General features: G+C 37.2%; 17 protein-coding genes. 10 read left to right on the plus strand and 7 right to left on the minus strand.

The window, feature by feature from the left end; all coding sequences use genetic code 11:
- Positions 1-447: 447 nt before the first annotated feature.
- Positions 448-1068: a hypothetical protein gene (locus H4J76_RS06400; protein WP_182173615.1), complete on the minus strand. Its 621-nt coding sequence runs from the start codon at positions 1066-1068 to the stop codon at positions 448-450.
- Between the two features lie 1039 nt (positions 1069-2107).
- Positions 2108-3679: a glutamate--cysteine ligase gene (gene gshA / locus H4J76_RS06405; RefSeq protein WP_310733620.1), complete on the minus strand. Its 1572-nt coding sequence runs from the start codon at positions 3677-3679 to the stop codon at positions 2108-2110.
- 270 nt (positions 3680-3949) lie between these two features.
- Between gshA and H4J76_RS06410 the strand changes: the two genes are divergently transcribed.
- Positions 3950-5311 carry a Na+/H+ antiporter NhaC family protein gene (locus tag H4J76_RS06410; protein WP_182230282.1) on the plus strand — a complete coding sequence of 454 codons (1362 nt, stop codon included), beginning with the start codon at positions 3950-3952 and terminating at the stop codon, positions 5309-5311.
- A complete protein-coding gene (locus H4J76_RS06415; protein WP_182222796.1) occupies positions 5312-6019 on the plus strand; it encodes a TIGR01621 family pseudouridine synthase in 708 nt (235 codons plus the stop codon).
- A 185-nt stretch (positions 6020-6204) separates the two neighbouring features.
- Here the strand turns inward: H4J76_RS06415 and H4J76_RS06420 are convergent, their stop codons facing one another.
- Both H4J76_RS06420 and H4J76_RS06425 read right to left on the minus strand, forming a co-directional pair.
- On the minus strand, positions 6205-7560 hold the full coding sequence (locus H4J76_RS06420; protein WP_182230283.1) for a sodium-dependent transporter: 1356 nt from the start codon (positions 7558-7560) through the stop codon (positions 6205-6207).
- A 241-nt stretch (positions 7561-7801) separates the two neighbouring features.
- A complete protein-coding gene (locus tag H4J76_RS06425; protein ID WP_182216720.1) occupies positions 7802-8284 on the minus strand; it encodes a YajQ family cyclic di-GMP-binding protein in 483 nt (160 codons plus the stop codon).
- 145 nt (positions 8285-8429) lie between these two features.
- On the opposite strand from H4J76_RS06425, the gene H4J76_RS06430 reads away from it, so the two are divergent.
- A complete protein-coding gene (locus H4J76_RS06430; RefSeq protein WP_182230284.1) occupies positions 8430-8792 on the plus strand; it encodes a VanZ family protein in 363 nt (120 codons plus the stop codon).
- A 1-nt stretch (position 8793) separates the two neighbouring features.
- On the plus strand, positions 8794-9714 hold the full coding sequence (locus tag H4J76_RS06435; RefSeq protein ID WP_182230285.1) for a ketopantoate reductase family protein: 921 nt from the start codon (positions 8794-8796) through the stop codon (positions 9712-9714).
- A gap of 19 nt (positions 9715-9733) precedes the next feature.
- Here the strand turns inward: H4J76_RS06435 and thiI are convergent, their stop codons facing one another.
- The 3 genes from thiI to pomA form a co-directional block, all read right to left on the minus strand.
- Positions 9734-11188: a tRNA uracil 4-sulfurtransferase ThiI gene (gene thiI / locus H4J76_RS06440; RefSeq protein WP_070375870.1), complete on the minus strand. Its 1455-nt coding sequence runs from the start codon at positions 11186-11188 to the stop codon at positions 9734-9736.
- A gap of 194 nt (positions 11189-11382) precedes the next feature.
- Entirely contained in the window at positions 11383-12321 is a 939-nt protein-coding gene (locus H4J76_RS06445; protein ID WP_070375869.1) for a flagellar motor protein MotB, read from the minus strand.
- Between the two features lie 12 nt (positions 12322-12333).
- Positions 12334-13101 (minus strand): flagellar motor protein PomA, encoded by a 768-nt coding sequence (gene pomA / locus H4J76_RS06450; protein ID WP_182216714.1) that lies wholly within the window; start codon positions 13099-13101, stop codon positions 12334-12336.
- 513 nt (positions 13102-13614) lie between these two features.
- On the opposite strand from pomA, the gene H4J76_RS06455 reads away from it, so the two are divergent.
- The 6 genes from H4J76_RS06455 (at position 13615) to H4J76_RS06480 (ending at position 23928) form a co-directional block, all read left to right on the plus strand.
- Complete coding sequence (locus H4J76_RS06455; protein WP_070375867.1) at positions 13615-13878, plus strand: exodeoxyribonuclease VII small subunit; 264 nt, start codon at positions 13615-13617, stop codon at positions 13876-13878.
- The gene (ispA, locus tag H4J76_RS06460; RefSeq protein ID WP_182230286.1) at positions 13878-14768 is read left to right on the plus strand and encodes a (2E,6E)-farnesyl diphosphate synthase; all 891 of its coding nucleotides are present in this window, start codon (positions 13878-13880) and stop codon (positions 14766-14768) included. The genes H4J76_RS06455 and ispA overlap by 1 nt, the downstream gene beginning before the upstream one ends.
- 37 nt (positions 14769-14805) lie before the next feature.
- A complete protein-coding gene (gene dxs / locus H4J76_RS06465) occupies positions 14806-16689 on the plus strand; it encodes a 1-deoxy-D-xylulose-5-phosphate synthase (protein ID WP_182222792.1) in 1884 nt (627 codons plus the stop codon).
- Between the two features lie 194 nt (positions 16690-16883).
- Positions 16884-20519 (plus strand): hypothetical protein, encoded by a 3636-nt coding sequence (locus tag H4J76_RS06470; protein WP_182230287.1) that lies wholly within the window; start codon positions 16884-16886, stop codon positions 20517-20519.
- Positions 20520-20674: 155 nt separating this feature from the next.
- Positions 20675-21754, plus strand: coding sequence for a hypothetical protein (locus H4J76_RS06475; protein ID WP_182216707.1), 1080 nt, complete (start codon positions 20675-20677; stop codon positions 21752-21754).
- Positions 21755-21936: 182 nt separating this feature from the next.
- Complete coding sequence (locus tag H4J76_RS06480; RefSeq protein WP_182230288.1) at positions 21937-23928, plus strand: TonB-dependent siderophore receptor; 1992 nt, start codon at positions 21937-21939, stop codon at positions 23926-23928.
- Positions 23929-23943 lie beyond the last annotated feature (15 nt).

Here is a 23943-nt window from a genome sequence, read left to right on the forward strand (position 1 = left end):
AGGCCTTTTTTTATGAAATCCTTATCATAAGTAACAATTACTTTTAGATGCTCTTATTTCTTCTTTTGTGGATAATAGCAGCAAGCCACAAAGTTATTCACAGAGTTATTCACACCACTTGATCTAATAATGATTTTTCCACAATTTCTGTGGATAACAAAACGCAGCCCAATAAGAGCCAGCCCTCAAATAATGCAATGCCTTTCTTTAATATTTATGAAGTTTTTTTTACAATAATTTTTATGATAAGAAACGAAAGCCTTTGCGAGCATTTTTACTGCAAAGAGATTATATAAGCACTATTTATGCTACATGTTATCACTACTTATGTTATGTAACTCGGCGAACAATCATTGGCTTTAATTTAGCCTTAAAACTAAAAAGCATGACCTTTTTATAAAAGACCATGCTCACAAAGCTAATTACAGTTATATCGACAAATAAACTTTATGCAAAAAATAATCGCCATAACCAACCATGATTTAAATCTGCTTCACAGCTTTTTAATTGGCTACTGTAGCGCCGTGCTCGGTTATCGACTTTGCGGGCGACTTTTGCCAGCCAAGGCTTCTGTTTATAAGAGCGACGTTTAAAGCCCCCCCAACCTTCGTGATAATTTAAATATTGGTTGTAAGCATCCCATTTAGAGACCTTATTAATTTTCTGTGTTTTAAATATAAACCAACCCATAAAATCGATAGCGTCGTCAAAGTCATCACGGTCGGCGCCAGAATTGTCTGTTTCTTTAATATAATCATCCCAAGTCATCGTTTTTGCTTGAGAGTAACCGTAAGCAGTACTTACCCGACCCCAAGGGATAAAACCCAGTAAATAGTCTCTAGGAGGCAAAGCATCGGCTCTAAATGAACTTTCTTGGAACATCATACTCATGGGCACATGGATAGGCACCCCCCAACGCTCACGCACTTCTTTGGCAGCAAAATACCAATCACGGTGTTCACGAAAAATTTCACAGATATTTTCAGGATTTTTTGGCGGTGATGTAGCACAACTTGAGAGGAGTATGATGCTGAACAATGAAATAAGAAAAGGTTTAATAAACGACATAACATCAGTACGTTATTGGATTGGATATTGTTATCATGCCAGAAAGACGACCTTATACCAACTAGATAATAGTGAGAGTAGTAGTGTAAAAAATATTTTTCATTTTAAATGAAACATTATTGAACTAAAACTAGAACTGCCACTCTTACTTAGCAGTGTTTATGTTTCTCCCTTAGTAGTTATGTTTTTATTGCGCATTCTTTTTTAAGTAATGCGTTTTTTTTTGCCTAAATTCCAGTAAACGTTTATCAACATTTTATCCGGAACAACTGATTTAATCACCAACGACTCTGCCGATAAAACAATGAATAAAAATAGCTAAATAAATGGAACTAAAACCACAACTAACACTCTTACTTTATAAGTGTTTATGTTTCTCCCTTAGTAGTTATGTTTTTATTGCGCATTCTTTTTTAAGTAATGCGTTTTTTTTGCCTAAATTCCAGTAAACGTGTATCAACATTTTATCCGCAACAACCGATTTAATCACCAACGACTCTGCCGATAAAACGATGAATAAAAATAGCTAAATAAATGGAACTAAAACCACAACTAACACTCTTACTTTATAAGTGTTTATGTTTCTCCCTTAGTAGTTATTAGTAGTTATGTTTTTATTGCGCATTCTTTTTTAAGTAATGCGTTTTTTTTTGCCTAAATTCTAGTAAACGTGTATCAACATTTTATCCGCAACAACCGATTTAATCACCAACGACTCTGTCGATAAAACAATGAATAAAAATAGCTAAATAAATGGAACTAAAACCACAACTAACACTCTTACTTTATAAGTGTTTATGTTTCCCTTAATTATTATGTTTTTGTTGCGCATTCTTTTTTAAGTAATGCGTTTTTTTTTGCCTATTATTTAGCAAAATGTTTGCTTATTATTTAGCAAAATGAAATGAGTAAAGTCAACGCAACAAGGAAGTGAGGTCTTACGAGAACGGTTATACTTGAACAAGAGTTTTATTGTCAGGAGTGAAAGATAGAATAGCACGTTAACTAACGCGCTATTCTGGCGAGTAATTATTAAAGACTATTTACCAAAATAGTCAGCTAAAAAAGTATCAAAATCTACTTGGTCAGCGTTTTCAATATCCTTTTGCCCTTGATGTGACTTTGTTGCCGCGTCAATAAAATACTGCTCATTAAACACCTGATAATCTGCCGCTAGTAACTGTTGACGATAGTCTTGTGCTTTTTGTAAAGCGATGCCCGTTAAGCTTTGATTTTGATTTACCACACAATCAAGTAATTGAGCGGAAGGTGTTAAATTAGGATCAAGCAATTTTTGTTGTTCATTGGCCACCGCTTGACTATATTTGTCACTGCCATAAGCACTATCTAATAAGATTGCGACTTTCTCCATTTGTTGGAAAATTTCACTGCCCCAGGCTTTCACTGATTTATCACAACCATTATCATTGAGTAGTAAAAGTGGATCTCTGCCTCGAACAACAACTTCGTCCATATTGGCATCGCAGCTTTCTTGTTGTTGATAAGTAAATAAAGGGCTATCTGCTAAGGCACAATAGGTAATGAAAACATCGAGAAAATAAACTTGCTCAATGCTTATCCCCGTATCAGAGAATGGATTAACATCAAGGGCGCGTACTTCAATGTATTCAACCCCTCTATTTCTTAATGCTTCTGAGGGTTTCTCTCCAGATTTAGCAACTTGCTTAGGCCGAATAGGCGCATAAAGTTCATTCTCAATCTGTAAAATATTACTGTTAAGTTGCTGATATTTTCCGTTAACCTTTACACCAAAGGCAGCAAATTTTTCTGAAGGTAAATTAATCGCATTTTGTACACCATCTAAGTAACCACTTAAATCGTTATAACAAATTTTCAACGATGCTTGCTCGCTGTTGGTGTAACCTAAATCACTCATTCTCAACGATGTAGCGTACTCAAGGTACATATAACCACTCGCTGACTTTTTGAAAGGAAGCGTGGTGGTTTTATTTTTCAAAAATGAACCACAAATAGTTGGCGAGCTACCGTAAAGGTAAGGTATCAACCAGCAATATCGTTTGTAGTTACGTAATAATGAAAAATATTTTTCTGATATAAAATCATTTATTGGTGCCTTATTTTCTGAAATTTTTTGCATACTTTGCCAAAAATTTTGAGAAAATGAAAAATTAAAATGAATACCAGAAATAACCTGCATCATACTACCATAGCGATTTTTTAGCCCTTGACGATAGGCTGTTTTCATTTGACCTACGTTTGATGAACCATAGTTTGCTAGCGGTATAGCATCATCATTATCAACAAAACATGGCATACTCATTGGCCACAGCAGTTCGCCATCAATTTTACTTAAGGTATATTTTTGAATATCTTGTAATTGCGCGATAGTTGTTTCGGGATCAAAACTCACCGGTGTAATAAACTCTAATAACGTTTCTGAGTAGTCCGTAGTGATATTAGGATGTGTTAACGCAGCGCCTAAGCTTTTATGGTGGGGGGCTAATGACAAACGTCCTTCAGGTAAAACGCGTAAGCCTTCTCGTTCTATGCCTCGCCCAATGCCTGTTAAGGAAGATAAATGTTCATCTTGGCTAAATGCCATTACATAGTCATCAAAAGAAAGTTTCAAAAATAATCCCTAATACATTAAGCGTAGCTGCTATTGACTATTTGAGGGTAATAATTAACTTTTCAATACTTTATCGTATTAAAAATCAATCTTAAGTGACATCCTCAAAATAAACATTCATTTTCTAAAAGCACTAGACCGTAATACGCTAGTTTTATTTTCAAAATAAAACTAATCAAATTTGTATGAATCTCTTACAAAGCAGTTTCTAAACATTAGCGCTTACGGTAAAGTGCCTTATAAGATAATAATAAGAAAATAGTTAAAATCATGCAAGACAGTCCTTTATCATTACTTCCTCCACTTGTTGCTATTGTGATTGCCATTTGGCGAAAAAACGCTCTATTAGCTTTATTCTGCGGTTTAATTTTAGCAAGTATAATGTCTACCAACTGGCAAATAATAACGGGCATAACCGATGGTTTTTTGGCGATTGGTGGTGTATTCACTTCTACCAGTAACCTTTATATTGTTAGTTTTAGTTTATTAATTGGCGCGTTAGTAACCCTAATGAATAAATCAGGCGCGGTTAATGGTTTTATCGAAAAACTGTCTTCATTAAATTTAGTCAAAAACGCTCGACAAGCGAGTATGCTGCCGACAATTATTGGTACCAGTATTTTTACCGATACTAATTTAAGTATGTTTACTGCTGGTATGGCTAGTCAGAAACTCTTTGATAAATATAAAATGAGCCGCGCAAAGCTAGCCTACCTAATTGACTCAACTTGCGCGCCAGTAAGCATCTTATTATTAGTAAACGGCTGGGGTGCTTATGTATTAGGGTTACTTGATGATTATCAACTTGCCGACTCAGTGGGTGTTCTAATAGGTACTGTTAGTTATAATTTTTACGCAATAATCGCTATTTTATTGGCTTTTTATACCGCCTACAGCGGAAAAATTTATGGTCCAATGAAAAGAGCAGAGTCTTTGGTAACCGATCAGCAACAAGATACTGTAAAACAGATAGCGCCAGCCTATATCATGTGGTTGCCTTTATTAACGTTATTAGCACTGACCCTAATTTTATTATGGATAACAGGTGATGGCGACATACGCCGTGGCTCAGGCTCATTTGCTGTGTTTTGGTCAATCATCAGCGCTTTTATTTTATTAGTGCTATTAATTACCTTGAATAAACTCCTTAGTGTTAAAGAAATAACCCTCAGCTCAGCTGCAGGCATTAAACATATGTTTCCTGCTGTTGCCATTTTAGTCTTGTCATTTGCTTTTGGTGACGCAATAAAAGGCTTGGGCACAGGTATTTATGTCAGTGAATTATTTAATGTTGAACTGCCGTTATTTTTAATGGCACCCGTTATTTTTATTGCCGCGGCGTTAATGGCTTTTGCAACAGGAACCTCTTGGGGAACTTTTGCTATATTGGTGCCTATTGCTGTACCTATCGCTCAACAGAGTGGGTTACCGATAGAATTTTTAGTCGCTGCAGTGTTAGGTGGTGGCGTATTTGGCGACCACGCCTCTCCTATTTCTGATACTACCGTGGTTGCATCCATCGCCAGTGGTTGTGATCATTTCGAACATGTTAAGACACAATTACCTTATGCATTATTTGGTGCTGTGCTCACAATTATTCTTTATATCTTGGTAGGATTAGGGCTCTCATAAGTGCAATCGATTAATATAATTTTTGAACACAATAATTTTATTATTGTAGAGAAACCGGCCGATGTTAACTTCCATGATGAAGGCGACCTTGAGCAAGGTTTTTTCAACCAAGTTAAAAAACAGGGAAAAGCGCAAGGTAAATTTGATGATTTATTCCCGGTGCATCGCCTTGATAAAATGACTTCAGGTTTAATGATTTTTGCAAAAAACTTAGCGACTACGCAACAGTTTCAAACGTTATTTGAACAACATAAGGTTGAAAAATATTACCTGGCGATCAGTGATAAAAAACCTAAGAAAAAACAAGGTTTGATTAAAGGCGATATGGAAAAAAGTCGCCGAGGCATGTGGAAATTACTACGAACACAAGTCAACCCCGCGATTACACAGTTCTTGTCGTATTCACTTAGCGATGGTCTGCGTTTGTATTTATTAAAACCGCGAAGTGGTAAAACCCACCAACTACGTGTTGCCTTATCCAGTATTGGCTCTCCAATACTCGGTGATCCACTTTACGCAACGCAAGACGCTTATCAAGAGCAACGTGGTTATTTACATGCATTCGCGCTGAGCTTCACTTTAGATGGGGAAAAATATCAATTTGTACTTTGCCCATCTTCTGGAGAAAAATATTTAAGTGAATCTTGCCAACAACAATTAGAGGCCATTAAGACCCCTTGGTCACTTACTTGGCCAAATATAAGCTAACAATTGCCTCCTGTTGAAAGCGTCATCCTGATACTGAAATAAATTCAGCATGACGACAAAGGTGAAAGAAAAACACCATCCCACTTACTAACGCATAGTCATCCTAACCAATTCACTGATACTGTGAACATAAAAAAATCGAGCTTAGCTCGCTTTTTTTATGTTCATTTTTAAATTCTACTGTTTTAAAAAAGATTTAATGAATGAATAAACACAACACCTATCGCTGTTGGACAAACAAACTTGGTATACCAAGGCCAGATTTTCCAAAACACACTATGCTCTGCACTATCATGACCTTGCTTAAGCTCCATAAGCACATCATTTCTATGCCAAATCCAGCCAACAAAAACACAACATAGCATCGCTATAATAGGTTGCCCATATTGCGTAGCAGCAATGGCAACAAAATCGAGCATAGTTTCAATATTTAAAACGATAACCACGCTCAATAAGAAAATACCAATACCAATTAAGGTGGTCGCTTTTTCTCTTGGAAGGTCATGACGCTCAACCACGTAAGATACCGGTCCTTCAAGCATTGAAATAGAAGATGTTAAAGCGGCAATAGACATTAATAAGAAGAAAGCAAAAGCGACAAAACTGCCCACATTACCCATGCTTTCAAATAAACTGGGTAAGACAGTAAAGACCAGACTTGAACCATTGATTAAACTGCCATCATCAGCAAATATCGCCACGCCTTGCGCTTGAGCAACATACATAGCAGGAATAATTAATAAGCCGGCTAGGAATGCGATAGACACATCAATAAGCGTGACTTGTGCACCTAGGGTAATTAAATTCTCTTTTTTAGAAATATATGAACCATAAATAATCATCACACTGGTGCCTAGTGACAAAGAGAAGAAGGCTTGCCCTAATGCGCTAATTAATAAATCAGCTTCAAATACACGGGAAAAGTCAGGGTTCAAATAAGCATTTAATCCCTCAGCTGCACCATCTAAGGTAACAACATAAATAATTAACAGTATTAATAAACCGATCAACATTGGCATTAAACGTTTTGACCATTTTTCTATACCATCTTCAACGCCATGGCGAATAATAAAAACGGTCAAGATCATGAATAAGGCGGTAAAGCCTAAATTACGCCACAAAGATTGTGAAATAACCCATTGCGCTGCATCACTTAAACCAACAAAGGTTAAAACGGGTTCAACGGCATAAGACATCATCCAGCCAGCTAAAATCCCATAAAAACTAAGAATAAGTGCCGCACAAACTATGCCTCCAAAACCAACAAAGAAGGCGAATTTTTTCTGCCAAAGACTGCGTGACATTTTTTCTAACGAGCTAACTGCATTCGCTTGCCCGTATCGGCCTATCAATAATTCGGCCATAAATGCAGGGTAAGCTAAGCAAAAGGCTAAAACTAAATAAACTAAAACAAAAGCAGCACCACCATTACTTGCTGTTTGTGTTGGGAATCCCCAAATATTGCCTAAACCAACAGCGGAACCTGCCGCTGCCATGATAAAACCAATCCGAGAACTAAACCCACCTCTTGAAACACTCATTAAACGTAATCTTTATTATTATTAGAATGCGGTTAATCTACTTAATGTGTCATCAAAACAACAGCGTTAATTGTCTAAAGGTAAGCAATTTGTCACTAAAATCATCGTGTACTTGTAAAGATAAGATTACTTACCAGGTAAAACAAAAAGTAAACGTATAAAAAAACAGCACCGATAGTGCTGTTTTTTAGTATTGAGATATTCACCCTTCAAAGACTGAACGTATGAAGAAAGCTCGGTATTAGTCGCGAAAGTTATTAAACTGAAAAGATTGCTCTAGATCGCCTTCACGAATTAATTGCATGACCGCTTGTAAATCATCACGCTTTTTACCAGTCACTCGTACTTGATCGCCTTGAATGCCCGCTTGTACTTTTAACTTACTGTCTTTAATTAACTTAATGACTTTTTTAGCGATAGGCTGCTCAATACCTTCTTTAAATGAAAGATTTTGAGTGAAGGTTCTACCTGTATGCTCAGTATTAGAAAGGGTCAGGGCTTTAGCATCGATATTACGCTTTGCCAACTGCACGCGCACCATATCTACCAGTTGTTTTATTTGAAAGTCACCTTCAGCTTTTATTACCACATTGGGCTTTTTCCATTCAATGCTCGCTTCAACACCACGAAAATCAAAACGCGTTTCTAATTCTCTCTTGCAGTTTTCAGTTGCATTTCTTACTTCTTCCAAATTAATTTCGGAAACGATATCCATTGAGGGCATGATCTTGACCTTTCGATAATTCAATAATTTAAGTGTTGGCAATCTTAGCAAGATTACCACTAGCGGGTAAAGGTGATCGCAACCGCTATTTTCACATGTTATGATGAATAATTCTAAACTAATGACTTCATAAAATTACCCTTTAATGAAACGTTACATTCAACTACTAATTATATTAGTTTTTTTACTGGTATTAGCACTGATTTTTTTGATCCCTGACGATTTAAAAACCACCGTTATTAATAAAATACAAATAGATACTATTGGCCATGTTATTGGTTTTTTTGGTCTGACTTGGATTTTAGTCGGTTTGATGAAACTACCTTTAATCAATACGGTTATTTGTTTATTTTTTTATAGTGCATTGACTGAATTAAGCCAGTATTACTTAGGCTTTCGCAGTGGGGAATTTTTTGACTTTGTCGCTGATGTTGTAGGCATATCTTTCTTTGCTGTTCTTCAGTGGATTTTTTTACTTTATCAACAGCCCAAAGGCATAAAAAGATAAGATGAATATTGTTATTGTTGGCCAAGGTGCAATAGGTTTACTTTGTTATCATCGGCTTTCTCAAGCGATAATTAACCAACAAGGTGATAACTTAGTGTCATTGTGGCCGTCAACGCCAACAACATTATCTGATTACCTTTTTAGTGAAATGAATGATATTGCAAAAAGCTTTCCATTTACAATGGCTGATAACCAATTAATAGCCAGTGCTGACGTTATAATTTTTTGTGTAAAATCTTATCAAGTCACCGAGGCGTTGAAAGCTGTTGATCATTTAATCAGTGACGATGCAGTTATTATTCTTACCCACAATGGTTTAGGAACTCTCGAAGAAATTAGCCCACGACTTAAACCATCACAATGTTTATTGGCTTTGTTACTTACGCAAGGCGCTAAAAAAGTCGCCCCTTATCATGTTAAACATACAGGTATGGGCCATAGCGATCTGGGTATTATTTATGGGACGCTGGACTCAATAAAGCAAAAGCAATTGTTAGAACACCTTAATAAAAGCCTGAAACAGCTTAGCTGGCAAGAAAACATTCAACAAGCGCAATGGAAAAAGCTAGCCATTAACTGTGTGATCAACCCTATTTCAGCACTAAACGACATTGAAAATGGTGAAGTAAATCAAAAAGCTTACCAAAGAATGACCGAAGATATTATCAGTGAAGTCGTTGCTGTAGCGACGAAGGAAGGCGTAATATTAAGTGAAATTTTATTACGACAGCTAATCCATAATGTTGCTAAAAGCACCAATAGAAACACCTCTTCGATGCGCGCTGATGTGCGTAATAAACGTCGTACAGAAATAGAGTATATCAACGGTTACATTCACCGTTTAGGGGAGAAACATAAACTAACCACAGCGATGAATACTCAACTATGGTTAGCTGTTAAAGCACTTGAGGATAAATATTGACCCGAGTTAACGAGTCATATTAAGGACGGTAAACTTTAACGTTCTTATAGCCTTCACCAATTAAGTAAAGTGCTTGTAGCTTACTCATTATACCTTGATCACAATACAGTAAATATTCTTTGTCTTGCTCTAGCTCACTAAACTTATTAGATAGCTTATAAAAAGGAATATGAACAACGTTGACGTTTTCAAGTTCTAGAGGATTTTCGTCTTCTTCATCAGGGCTTCTAATGTCAATAACGATTGAATCGCTAGGAAGATCGTCTACTGTATCAACTGCATGAATTTCTTCTTCACTTTCTTTACCAATATCACGTATATCGTACATACGCGTTGCTTCAACAACCTTGTCTAAAACATCAAAATCAAAGTTTTCTTCTTCTGCTTCAATTTTAGATAATACCGCTTTAATGGTTGGGCGCTTTGATATTACACCACAATATTCCGGAATAGTTTTAGCAAAGTCTTCAGTACCAATTTTACGGGCGATATCAATAATATCTTGTTTATCATAAGCGACTAATGGACGGAGAATTAACGTATCAGTAACTCGGTCTATCACATTTAAATTAGTTAATGTTTGGCTAGATACTTGACCTAACGCTTCACCCGTAACTAAAGATTCTATATTCGCTCTTTTCGCTATTTTCGCAGCAGCACGCATCATCATACGTTTTAGAATAACGCCCATTTGACCGTTTTCAACATTTTCTAAAATTTCAGCAACAACCGGTTCAAAATCAACCGAAAAGAACTTTACTTTGTGTGATGCACCGAATTTATTCCATAAGTAGTAACTCACTTGTTTTACGCCAACTTCATGCGCAGCGCCACCCAAGTTAAAGAAACAGTAATGAGTACGAGCACCCTTTCTGATCATTTGAAAACTTGATACACCCGAATCAAAACCACCTGACATTAATGATAAAACATCTTCTTGGCTTGCTATTGGGAAACCACCTAGTCCTTGATGTCGTTCTGTGACAATAAATAAGTATTCATCTTTTATTTCTAATCGAATAGTTACATCAGGTTTTTTCAATTTAACTTTAGCGGATTCAACGTGCTCGTTTAAACCACCGCCAACATATTGTTCAACTTGTAAGGAATTGAAGTCGTGTGTTCCAATTCGTTTGGCTCTTACACAAAACGTTTTATTTTCAATTGTCTTTTCGTGTGCTGCTAATGTTTTTTCAAAAATGTTATGCACATCTGTATAGGTTGTTTGTTGAACTTCAAGAAAATGAGCGATGCCCGGCACGCATTTTAAGGTATCAATAAGTGCCAAACGATTTTTAGGACAGTTATTTTTAGTATTAACCTCTATATTATCCCAGTTTGCCTGAGTGGTAATTTGCTCATCAACACGTCGTAAAACATTTTTAATGCTGGATTCTAAAATTTTAGTAAAGCGCTTACGAACCGGGCGACTCTTTACAGCAATTTCAGATTGGAGTTTTACGATGAATTTCATGAACAAACGACCCTAAATATAAAACTAGACTAAAGGCCATAATCGGCCGACAAAAATAATGGCGCGAATTATACACGAAATTGAAATAAAGAGTAAGTTGAAATGAAGAGTAAGTTGAAAAATGTACGCTAAGCAATAAACGGGGGTTTATCACTTAACGCCATCACGATAGTTGAATTTATCGGCTTAATTTATTATTTAATAATAGAAACAGGTTCGGTTTCCTTTGCTTTACCTTGGTTAATTGAAATCTCAACACGACGGTTTCTTCTGCGATTTAGCGCGTTAGTATTAGGCACTACCGGTCTTGTATCGGCATGACCAACAACCAGTAAACGTGACTGGTCAAACTCAGGGACTTTAATTAATTCATGAGCAATAGCGACAGCTCGTTTACTTGATAAATCCCAATTTGAAGAAAATAACTCTGAACTAATACCGCGATCATCTGTGTGTGCAGAAACCATAATTTCACCCGGAACCGTGTTGAGTAGCTCACCTATTTCTCTAATAATAGGGCGAAACTGTGGTTGTAAAAAAGCAGAACCCGAAGGAAAAGAACCATTTTCACGAATACGAATAATCACTTGTTGTCCGAGAGATTCAAGCTCTATGGCACCATCTTGAATTTGTTGTTCTAATTGATCAGCAATTTTTTTAACTAATTCATTTACTTGCTCTTGCGAAGCCTGCTCTAATTCGTCTTGAGCCTTTTGCATTGCCTGGGCTGACATTTCATCTGCAGTACTTTGTGATTGTCCACCACGTTCTGTACCTCGTTGTTCTTGTCGACCACCAGCAGAGGTTTCATCACCTGCTTGAAACTCTAACATCTGTTGGGTCATTTCCATGGTTTGCTGTTGAATAACTTCTATAGGTGTTGGCTCAGGTTTACCTGGGCGAAATTCTTGCGCAATAATACTGGTGCCTTTAGGAATATCTTTTACTTCAATCTTATTTTGTACACCAAACGCAAACTTCATCGAACCTGCAATTTGTTTAAACTTTAAAACATCCATTTCAGAAAAAGATAACAGCAAAACGAAAAAGCACATCAATAGTGACATTAAGTCAGCAAAAGTACCCATCCAAGCGGGAAGCCCCGGAGGTGGACATTTACATTTTTCAGCCATAAATTACTCCCGTTACTCTTCTTCTGTGGTATTTACAGCACGTTTACCTTCAGCAAGATAGTTTTTAAGTAACCCTTCTATGACACGTGGATTTTGTCCGTCTTGAATACCCAGAATAGCGTCAAGAATAAGCTCCTGGTTCATTTTTTCTTCAGCAAGGCGAAGCCTGAGTTTTGACGCTATAGGAATGGCAATAACGTTAGCGAGGAATGCTCCATATAGGGTTGTTAGTAGTGCAACCGCCATAGCTGGACCAATAGATTTGGGGTCATCCATGTTTGATAACATCGCGACCAAACCAATTAAGGTGCCAATCATGCCCATCGCGGGTGCCACATCAGCAAGTGCCATCATCATACCTACGCCTGTTTCATGGCGTTCAGCAGTAAGCTCAATATCTTTTTTTAGTGTGCCACGTACTACATCTGCATCGTGGCCATCGACCAACATATCGACCCCTTTTTGCATAAAGCCGTTAGTTATCTCTGCTTCTTCTAAAGCCAAAAACCCCCCTTTACGAGCGGCATCAGCCATTTCAACTGATTTTTCAATAAGGTCGTCAGGCTGTTCAATTTTAAACATAAAAGCCTTACCTATAATTTTCCCAATTCCAAAAAACTGACCAAGATTATAGTTAGATAAAACAACAAATATTGAACCACCAAAAACAATAATAACTGACTGAACGTCAATAAACATGCCGATATCACCAGACAACATCATTGCCATAATGAGTAAACCTATTGCGCCTACTACACCTAATATTGTTGCTATATCCACAAAAAAGTCTCCACAAAAAAATGATACGGATAGTCGTATTATTTGATAATACATTAAGGTATTACGATACGCGAATACTTATATTCTTATCCACACTCGTGATTTAACCGTAACCATCCAAAGCGCGCAGTTAAAACTGCATATGAATGGCTTACGGTTCTATAAGTTTATTATCGCCCATATTGTCAATAACTTAAGTAATTAGTCGCTATTTTTAAGGTTAACTTTGCTGAACAAAATAATTGTTCAATATCTTTAACAACGTATAGTCCAGAGACAGTTAATACTGCCAACTAAATTCGCCATATTTAAGCTTACCCAATTTATATTTATCTAGTTATCGTTAACCACAGCGCTTTAACGATAAATATAAGCGCCAATGTAGTCATAGAATGACCGACAATAGAAAGTATATGATAGTCATTAAGGGGCAAAAGCATTTGAAGTTTATTGATTAATTAAGGCGTTTGGTATAAATTTGCGCCTAGATATTTAATCACTGAACTCTCGATGATGGCTAAGAAAAAAATAGAAAACTTAAGCTTTGAAGAATCACTCTTAGAACTTGAAACTATTGTTCAGAATTTAGAACAAGGAGCATTGAGTTTAGAAGATTCAATGACCCTTTTTGAGCGCGGCTTAAATCTCAGCCAAGCCAGTCAAGAAAAGTTAAAAAATGCAGAACAAAAAATTCAAATTTTACTGACTAAGAATGGTAAAGCCCAACTTGAAGATTTTGAAAACGAAGTTGACTCAGAAAGTTTGGGTAGTAATTAGTGACCCAATTATACCAACTCGACTTTTATCAAACGCGCATTAATGAATACCTTGCCGACAAATTAGCCGCTTATGAAATAAATGATCAAAAATTGCTATCAGCAATGCAATACGGCCTATTAATTGGTGGTAAGCGTATGCGTCCTTATTTAAGTTATATTACCGGTGATGCACTGGGACTTGAATTATCTGACGTTGACGGTATTGCGGCAGCATTAGAATGTATCCATGCTTTTTCATTAATTCATGATGACTTACCTTCGATGGATGATGATGATTTACGTCGTGGGCAACCAACTTGTCATAAAGCGTTTGATGAAGCGACCGCTATTTTAGCAGGTGATAGTTTACAGACACTTGCCTTTGATATTTTAGTTAATCATAACTTTAGCGCCGCGGTTGAATCAAAACGTATTAGCTTAATCCGTCAATTAGTCAATGCTTCAGGTTACCAAGGCATGTGCGGTGGACAAGCACTTGATATTTCTGCGACCGATAAAGTGATCACTTTAGTTGAACTTGAAAAACTACACTCACTAAAAACAGGTGCGTTGTTAAAAGCTTCTGTGACCATGGTTACAGAGTTAAGTAACGATATTTCTGCCGATGAAAAGCACCAACTCGCCATTTTTGCTGATCATATTGGTTTAGCCTATCAAGTGCGCGATGATATAATTGATATTATTTCTAGTGAAGAAGAACTAGGAAAACCAGCAGGTTCAGACGTTTCCTCTAATAAAAGTACCTACCCTGCGCTATTAGGTTTACAGGGCGCTCAGCAAAAAGCTGACAACTTATATCAACAAGCACTTCAAGCTTTAGCAACTTTACCCTACAATACAGATAACTTAGCTCAATTCGCGACGTTTATTATCAAACGCGCTCATTGATCTTGCTCTTGCAATTTAAAGAATAAACAAAATAAATATGACTATAAATCTTGCCGACTACCCTTTATTGGCCAATATAAATTCTCCTGACGATCTGCGCATGCTAAATAAAAGCCAGCTAATTCAGGCCAGTACAGAACTGCGTAGTTACTTATTAAGTTCTGTAAGTAAAAGTAGTGGCCATTTTGCTTCTGGATTAGGCACAATAGAATTAACGGTCGCATTACATTATGTTTATAAAACGCCTTTTGATCACCTGATATGGGATGTTGGCCATCAAGCTTATCCACATAAAATTTTAACGGGTCGGCGCGATCAACTGCATACTATTCGTCAAAAAGATGGTTTGCACCCTTTTCCGTGGCGTGAAGAAAGTGAATATGATGTATTAAGTGTTGGCCATTCAAGCACGTCTATCTCTGCGGCACTCGGTATGGCTGTTGCTGCAGAACAAGAAGCCAAAAATCGTAAAGTTGTTGCTGTTATTGGTGACGGCGCAATGACAGCAGGTATGGCTTTTGAAGCGTTAAATCATGCTGGTGATATTAAAAGCGATATGCTGGTTATTTTAAATGACAATGAAATGTCAATTTCAGAAAATGTTGGTGCATTGAATAATCACTTTGCTAGATTGTTATCTGGCAGTATATATACAGGAATACGCGAGGGTGGTAAGCGCATACTTAAGGGTATTCCACCTATTAAAGAATTAGCAAGTCGTGCCGAAGAACATTTAAAAGGCATGGTTGTACCCAGTACCTTTTTTGAAGAGTTAGGCTTTAATTACATTGGCCCTATCGACGGTCATGATGTCAATGGTTTGGTTGATACCATTACTAATATGCGTAACTTAAAAGGGCCTCAAATCCTTCATATTGCCACTAAAAAAGGCAAAGGTTATCACGCAGCAGAGCAAGACCCGATAAAATATCATGCTGTCCCTAAATTTGATCCCGCACAAACGAGTTTGCCAAAGAGTAAGCCATGTTTACCCACTTATTCAAAAATATTTGGCGATTGGCTCTGTAGAACAGCAGAAAATAATGATTCACTAATAGCCATTACACCTGCCATGGGTGAAGGCTCTGGCATGGTTGAATTTAGTCAGCGCTTTCCTAAGCAGTACTTTGATGTCGCGATTGCAGAACAACACGCGGTAACTTTTGCTGCGGGTCTCGCTATTGGCGGTAAAAAACCGGTAGTCGCTATTTATTCAAGCTTTTTACAGCGTGGTTACGATCAATTCATTCATGATGTGGCGATCCAAAACTTACCCGTTTTGTTCGCAATTGACCGAGCCGGTATTGTTGGCGCAGACGGGCCAACTCATCAAGGCTCATTTGATTTAAGCTTTATGCGTTGTGTTCCAAATATTGTTATTATGGCACCATCGGATGAACGAGAATGTCAATTGATGCTTAGCACGGGTTTTAAGCATAATGGTCCTGCGGCTGTTCGTTATCCAAGAGGGTCAGGCAACGGTGCGCCTTTACCTGACATCAGCGAGACAATTGAAATAGGTAAAGCAAAAACTATTTTAGAAACAACCACTGATAGTGCTGAGCCGAAGGTTGCCATTTTAAACTTTGGTAGTACTTTTGATGAAGCTAAAGTAGCGGCTCAACAATTAAATACTACGCTCATTGATATGCGTTTTATAAAACCGCTTGATGTAACACTTATCGACCACATTGTAAAAAGCCATAGTGTTATTGTGACCGTTGAAGATAATGCAATTGCAGGTGGCGCAGGTTCAGCAGTCAATGAATATATACTAAGCCAAGGTGTTGCGATTAAAATATTAAATATTGGCTTACCTGATACCTTTATCAAGCATGGTACCCAACAAGAGATTCATCAAGAACTTGGTTTAGATAGTAAAGGTATTATTGATAAAATAACCCATTTTATTGAACGCTAAATATTGTTAAAACGCCCACCAAAAGTCACTAATAATAGTTAATTATTAGTGACTTAATCTTTATCCCCCTTCTCTTTCCTTCTAATTATTCTTAGATTGTTACGACTAATTATTATTTTTTCTTTAAAAACTTGTCTTTATCTGCTTAAATAATATACGTGATATATTTCTCATATATGAATAAGGATTATTTAATGAAATTCACTCAAAATATTATTTCTCTTGCGCTAATTTCAGCCCTCACCGCTTGTGGTGGCTCCAGTAGCTCTAGTACTAAACCCCCTACAATAGCACCACCACCTGCTCCAGTCCTCATACAAACCGTTGTCAAAGGTAAAGCGATAAAAGGCACAATAGCAAACGCTGTGGTTACTGTTTATAAATACGTTGACGGAAAAGCGGTTAAACTTGAAGATGCCGAGTTAGCTGCATCTTCAATTATTACTGAAGATGATGGTAGCTATACCATTACCCTTTTAGATTACGACGGCGCTATCAAAGTAGAATTATCTGTAGGTGAAAACACCACGATGATATGTGATGCTCCTGCAGGTTGTGGTGAATTAGCCCACGGCGCCCCAATAGCACTAGCCACTGTTGATCCAACCTTAGTCTTATCAGCGATTTCAACCGTAGGGAGTGATAATGCAGGGACCGCAAATGTAAATATTTCAGCTCTCACCCATTTAGCCGCAGCACTTATAGAAGCCGATGAAAGCGGAGTTAGTGAAACAACAATACAAGCGCACTCTTCTATTATTGCCAATGCTTTTAATATTATGGGCAGTTTAACGGCACTTGAGCCAACGGCTGTCGAAAATGCAGCCAGTGTTGCAGGTGAAGATAATGTTAATGAGTTACGCTACGGCTTGATCAATGCTGGCATTATGTCTGTTTTGTTTGCCGGCCAAGAAAATGCTACGGGTGTTCTATCAAATAGATTAGCCGATGTTATTGAAGATATAGTCGAACACAATGGCGCATTACTGGTACATCAAGATGATAACGATGAAGGTTTTGAACTGTCTTTAGTTGAAGTTCTTGATAGTGCTGGCGATGTCGCAGCTGCTGCAGCTCAAGCGATAGCTGCAGATCCAATATTATCAAGCCAAGATAACAGTGAAATACTGGGCGAGCTTGACCAACAAGAAATCACCTTAGAAAATCAATCAGAATATGAAGAGGCCAATGAAGATGAAGATGGCCGCAGTGAACCTGAAACGGAAGTACCAACAACAGGTGATGCTATTGCTAAAGCAAAAGCTATGGTTGCTGATGTGCGTCTCTTTAGTCATCTATTTGAAGTGGGTAAAGAAGCCAATACCGGTGTAACTACCGAAGGCGACAAGTACATCGAGCTCATTGATAGTGCTGGTTTAATGGTTGAGGCTGAAGCAGCGAGCTTTTTATTACTAGCAGACGTTACCGACGCCTTATCAGAAATGGGCATAAGGTATGAAGCAGGCACCATTACGGAGGGAACCTTCCCAATAGGCCCATTTTTGAGTATTGATGGTGCGGTAGGTTCTATAACGCTTGATGAAGAAACGGCTAATGGCGGCATATTATTTAAAATCAGTGCCACTTCAGGTAGTGAAAAAATCAGCTTAAATGCTTCTGCTGTTTTTGCTGAAGACGGCTTAAGCATTGTTTTAAACCTTGATGGTTCAATTGAATCAGCGGGTGCCATGCTATCGTTAACTCAAGGTAGTTTCGCAAAAGTTAACCTTGATAGTGCTATCAGTCGAACCTCACTTGAAGATGATACCTACGCAGGAGAAATAACCTCAGGGGAGTTATCGCTTGAAGTTATCTTAGAACAAAAAGCAAGTGATACGGTAATAGACCCCGTCGCTTTTACTGGCATGATTAAAACTAAGCTAATGCCGGTTAAATCACATGTTTTAGATGCAGTTGAACAATATGCAAGAGATGAAAATTACATAATTATTAGGGATGAAAATGGTAACCCTATGCGTGAAGTTGATCGATACTTAAAGAGTACCGAAACTAATATTCTTCCAGAAATGCTAACCTTAAGTGGTGGGTTTAGCTCGTTAGAAGGTAACTTAATTAGAGCAACTTTAACTGTTAACATTAAAAACTTAGAAAATTACGAAGCTCCTGAATTTAAATACATTGGCGCTCCGGTTGCCGATATGTATACGATTACCGTATCTGATGATAAAAACACTCTGAATGCAATATCTTCAGAGTTAATGTCTCAACCTGTCGATTATACTTTTGTTTTTACCTCTCATGACACACAAGGTGCTTGGAGTAGCGAAGAAACAATTTGGAATCCAGATCAATCTACTGAAACACCACATCGAGTCAACACTACAACACGAATTCCTCGAACATATGGCACAATGGCTGGCTTTGATACTGCAACCAATTTAGACGAATGGGCTTTCTTCGAAACAGTTACTCCAAATGATGATAATGGTGATGGCGTTGCTGATAGTTACACTTGGAAAGGCTATTCGGGTTCTATAATCAATGACGATTACGCTTTAGTTAATAATGAGGGTGAAGTTCATGATTTAGTAACACCTGAATGGGGCTCAAGTAGCTATGATACATTTGAAGAGTTGATGGAAGCACATAGAATGTATCCCGCTTCAATAGCGAATGCAGCAGATGCATTTATATTTGAGATTAAAGCATTTGAACGTAATGAACTTGAAACTAACTTAACGACAGGTGCTCGTGCATCAGTTTTCTTTAGCGATAATGATTATTCTGCAATCGCTGAAGGGGGGGTCACAGTAATTGCTGCAAATATTACTTCGAGTTTGCCAATTGAAGATGTATTTACAATAACGGTGAGTGATGACAGCAACACAGTTACTGTAAAAGACGATACTTATACTCGAGTCTACGGTGTTGATTATACGAACACGGCTAACTTTACCTTTACTCGCCATGTAACAAGTAATATCGGAGACGAGGTTACAGATATAAGAACTTTTTCAACGAATGATGTTGATTTAGATGTAGAAGAGCTCTTAATAAACCGACACGCTTCTTTTGGTATAGACGATGAGTTTTATCTATTAGTTCGAATCACTCCTATTGATGAAAATAATGATGGTTTAGCTGATTACTTTACTCAATCATACACATATAGCGATTACATCAATGAAGAAGGCGTATTAGTTGATGAAGATGGTATCGCTTTAATAGAGAATCCTTTTTATGCATTTGATACTTGGGAGAGTGCTGAACTTCATTGGCAGATACCTTTTAATCCTTTTTCAACAACAAATGCTTTAGAAGCTTATAAGCAGTTTATAGTGAATGGAAGAGGATCTTACTTAACAACATATATCGACGGTGTAGGTTCAGTGGAAGCAGAACTATCAACCGAAGATATTGCTTCAATAGTTATAGGTAGTACAACCTTTTCTGGTGTTAACACGCATCCAGATAGTGATGAATCATTAGAAAACGAAGATGTCTTCTTAGATTTAAGTGCTGCGCTCTCATTAGAAGCAACTTTAGGTGATTACCAAGTAAACTTGATGCTATCAGGTCAACGTACCGCTTTTGATGACGGTAAGTTCGATCTTGAAATGAGTTACAAATTGCCTGGCGATGAGAATATGCGTAAGTTTGTTGCCCATATGAAAACTGATGAAGAAGGCTCTTTTAGTGTAAATAACAGCGAAGGTGTATTACTCATAATGAATGATGTGGAAGATTCAACATCCGATGTTATTGGTAGTATTGTAGTAGGTTCTTCAGCAACTAAAGTTGCAGATATAGAAGATCGTGATGGTGTTATTTGGTTTGTATTTACCGATGAAACAACCGAAACATTATAACCTCCATCATTAGCTAAACAAAAAGTAGAGATAAAATACCAGTCATGTGTGTGACTGGTATTTTTTTACTTATAAGTTAAGTTTTTTATTAAACTTAAACTTTGTTTAACTACAATAAATATCATGGAAAACACGGCTAGAACTTAAGGAAGTTAATGAACGTTAATTATTTATTTTTATTACTATTGATATTTTTATCCACTTTTTCTCAAGCTTCAACAAAAATTGAAGTATTTACCACAAGCCAATCATTTAGTAATATTTTACCCGTTAAGCAACTGATTACTGACAACTGGCGACAATCACCAAAAAAAAATGCCAGTGACGGTTTTACACAAAATGAAGTGGGTATGAGCAGTTATTGGCAGCACTTGTCATTGAGTGTTGCACAACGCTATGATTATTTTGTTTATTCAAATCCCGATACAGCAAAAGTATTCTATTTAGACAAAAACGATTTAGCACTCGACACACAAGAAGAATATCATATCGCATTAAAGTTATTCCATCAGCGTAGTAATGGTTTACGTATCGGCTATAAATATGAATTTGAAAACTTTAGTAGTGAAATACGTCTCGGTTATTGGGACTTAAATGTCACGAGGGAGTCTAACTTAACGGGTACCCTTGCTAGTGATCTTAATGGCAATATATCTGCCATTGCACAATTAGATGAGTTTTATACTGCCAATAATTTTTTAAAGCGCCGCAACAGTAATGATTGGGATGCCGATGGCACAGGTATAACGATTGATATTCATTTACGTTGGCAGCTAAGCCAATACTTATCTATTAACGCTGACTTAAAAGATATCTATAACCATTTTACCGTTGACGAATCTGGCTTTAGTGCGGGCAACATAGATACCGATGGTACTTTTATTAATAGTGTTGGCGGGGTCGCCTACTTACCTGTTTATCGTGGTAAAGAAACAACCAGCAAACATCAGTTTAAGTTACCTAAACAATTAAGCTTTATCGGTTTTTATCATCACAGCGAGCAAATAAGTTATCTAGCGCGTTATAAAAGACAGGGCGAGCAAAATTTTTATTATTTAGGATTCGATATCGCACACGAAAATTCATCAACACGGATTTCATTTGATATTGAAAATAACGCCCCAGAAATCCAATATAAAAATGACTGGCTTTCAGTTACCTTTGCGATTGATAGTCTTAAAATAGAACAGGCAATGTTACTAAATTTAGGCTTTAATCTCTACTATCGCTTCTAAAACTAGCCAGTGGCTAAAGCCATATAACTTTTAGCTTACTTTGAAAATACAGCTAAATTTAGCCTTTAATCTCGACTTTCACTTCTAAAGTTAGCCGGTGGCTGAAGTGATGTCGCTTTTCGCTTGCATTGCACGGGAGAACCAACTAATTTAATGACAAAACTATTAATTTTTTAATTTATATGAAAATTTTCGTTTGGATTATTAGCTGTCTTTTCATTGTTACCCTTAATAGTAGTTTTGCTGCTGTCGTTGAAAAAGACATCTTTGATCTCAGCATAAAAGAACTAATGCAAGTACGTATTAGTTTAGCGACAAAAACTGAAGAAACTGTTCTAACAGTACCTTCAACAATCACGGTCTTTGAACGCACTGATATTGAATCATTAGGGGTGAAAAATGCCTATGATGTGATGAATTTTGTTCCTGGCTTTCAAATGACTCGTGGTGATTGGGTGGGAGCAGTCCCGAAAGAACATGCACGTGGCGTTTATTTAGACAATGGTTATATTCTTGTTATGCTCAATGGCGAACGACTTAATGAAGTTTCCTTTGGTAAAGCTTCCGTTTATACCCCCCATATTCCCATTGATATTATTGAACGTATTGAAGTTATTCGAGGTCCTGGCTCAGCGCTTTATGGCAGCAATGCTTTTTTAGGTGTGTTAAATATAATTACTCAACAATCAGTTAAGCAGCTTAAAGTAAGTATAGGTGAAAAAGGTTATAAGCAACTTTCCTCTAGCTGGCAAAAGTCGCTCTCTAAAAACTTACGTTTACACAGTAATATTTCGATTGAGAAGTCTAATGGCCATCAATATACCTCACCATTGAATCGCCAAGTTAAAGACCCCTATAGTAATACCTATTTAGAACTCGGTGCACACTATAAAAATAATAAACTTAACATCCGCTACAGCGAAAATGAACTCGATGAATTTATTAATCTTGGTGGCTATTCTGTCGATAATATCCACACCAGTGAAAGCTTTTCAATATCGGGTAAAAGTAAGATATGGCACAATGACAAGCATCAGCTAGAGATTAAGGCGTCTTATAGCCTCTTTGAAATCAAGTCTGCTGGGATGGCCTTAGCAGAAGAGTCTGGCCTTATCGAAAATGATTTTTTGGTGGGGCCCTTTTGGCGCACTCAATCAAGCGATGTAAACCTAGATCACAGTTGGATAGTTAATCCACGTATTCATCTCAATTCTGGGGTTGAATATCGCCGCGCTAATCAATTTCAATCGGGTAACGCCGTCACTTACTATGATTATCAGCAAGAGCGGATTATCGTTAGTGATGAAAATTATCTCGACAAAATTGTCGCTATCGCTGTGATGCCTGAAACAAAAGCGTTAAACCAAGCCCAAGCAATGCATGGAATTTACAGTCAACTCAAGTGGCAAGTCGCCAATAATATTAGTTTATTTTTAGGGGCTAGGTATGACAATGTGATAGATATTGATCATAAACTGTCACCGCGTGCCGCAGCCGTTTGGCAAGCCAATAAAAACCATAGCTTAAAACTGCAATATGGTGAGTCATTTCGTACTCCGGTAAACAACGAACTTTATTCAAATGACAGTGTGACTAACGGCAACCCTAATTTATCCTCAGAGTTTGTCAAAACAACAGAGCTCGTTTGGATATATCAACATAATGATTTTTCCAGTGAACTGGTCTTTTTTCATAATGATTTACGAGACTTTATAAATAAGGTTCCTGACGATGGCGACGCACAATTTACTTTTGTTAACCATGTTGATATGGAAATTAGTGGTTTAGAAAGCAGTGCCAGTGTTGAATTAACGCCAAAATTACGTTTTTCAGTCAATTACACCCATCTCTTTGATGACCCCATTAACGAGAGTTTTAAACACTTTGGTAGCGCCAATTTAAGCTATAAGTCAGGACAATGGAAATTCAATGTTAATGGTATTTGGCGAGATGAAGTAACACTACCTCCAATTAATGATGTCCGTTTTATACAAAAACAGTATTTTTTAATTTCAGGTAAAGTCACTTATGAGCTTGATAAAAAACAGCAACTTTCATTCATTGCGCAAAATTTACTGGATAAAGATTATGTTGTCTTCGACCCAAGAGTATTTAACGGTGAAGTACCAGGAAAAGGCAGAGAAATATCAGTGAGTTATCGCTATCAATTTTAACGCAATCACAAGCTT

The sequence above is a fragment of the Colwellia sp. BRX9-1 genome (assembly GCF_014077195.1).
GTDB lineage: Bacteria > Pseudomonadota > Gammaproteobacteria > Enterobacterales > Alteromonadaceae > Colwellia_A.

What these genes read in the sequence shown, in the direction of transcription:
- H4J76_RS06475 (WP_182216707.1), top strand. Translation starts at nt 20,675, where the DNA reads ATGAACGTTAATTATTTATTTTTATTACTATTGATATTTTTATCCACT.
- H4J76_RS06420 (WP_182230283.1), bottom strand. Translation starts at nt 7,560, where the DNA reads ATGAGTGTTTCAAGAGGTGGGTTTAGTTCTCGGATTGGTTTTATCATG.
- H4J76_RS06435 (WP_182230285.1), top strand. Translation starts at nt 8,794, where the DNA reads ATGAATATTGTTATTGTTGGCCAAGGTGCAATAGGTTTACTTTGTTAT.
- dxs (WP_182222792.1), top strand. Translation starts at nt 14,806, where the DNA reads ATGACTATAAATCTTGCCGACTACCCTTTATTGGCCAATATAAATTCT.
- H4J76_RS06480 (WP_182230288.1), top strand. Translation starts at nt 21,937, where the DNA reads ATGAAAATTTTCGTTTGGATTATTAGCTGTCTTTTCATTGTTACCCTT.
- H4J76_RS06455 (WP_070375867.1), top strand. Translation starts at nt 13,615, where the DNA reads ATGGCTAAGAAAAAAATAGAAAACTTAAGCTTTGAAGAATCACTCTTA.
- H4J76_RS06410 (WP_182230282.1), top strand. Translation starts at nt 3,950, where the DNA reads ATGCAAGACAGTCCTTTATCATTACTTCCTCCACTTGTTGCTATTGTG.
- thiI (WP_070375870.1), bottom strand. Translation starts at nt 11,188, where the DNA reads ATGAAATTCATCGTAAAACTCCAATCTGAAATTGCTGTAAAGAGTCGC.
- H4J76_RS06425 (WP_182216720.1), bottom strand. Translation starts at nt 8,284, where the DNA reads ATGCCCTCAATGGATATCGTTTCCGAAATTAATTTGGAAGAAGTAAGA.
- H4J76_RS06430 (WP_182230284.1), top strand. Translation starts at nt 8,430, where the DNA reads ATGAAACGTTACATTCAACTACTAATTATATTAGTTTTTTTACTGGTA.
- H4J76_RS06400 (WP_182173615.1), bottom strand. Translation starts at nt 1,068, where the DNA reads ATGTCGTTTATTAAACCTTTTCTTATTTCATTGTTCAGCATCATACTC.
- H4J76_RS06470 (WP_182230287.1), top strand. Translation starts at nt 16,884, where the DNA reads ATGAAATTCACTCAAAATATTATTTCTCTTGCGCTAATTTCAGCCCTC.
- H4J76_RS06445 (WP_070375869.1), bottom strand. Translation starts at nt 12,321, where the DNA reads ATGGCTGAAAAATGTAAATGTCCACCTCCGGGGCTTCCCGCTTGGATG.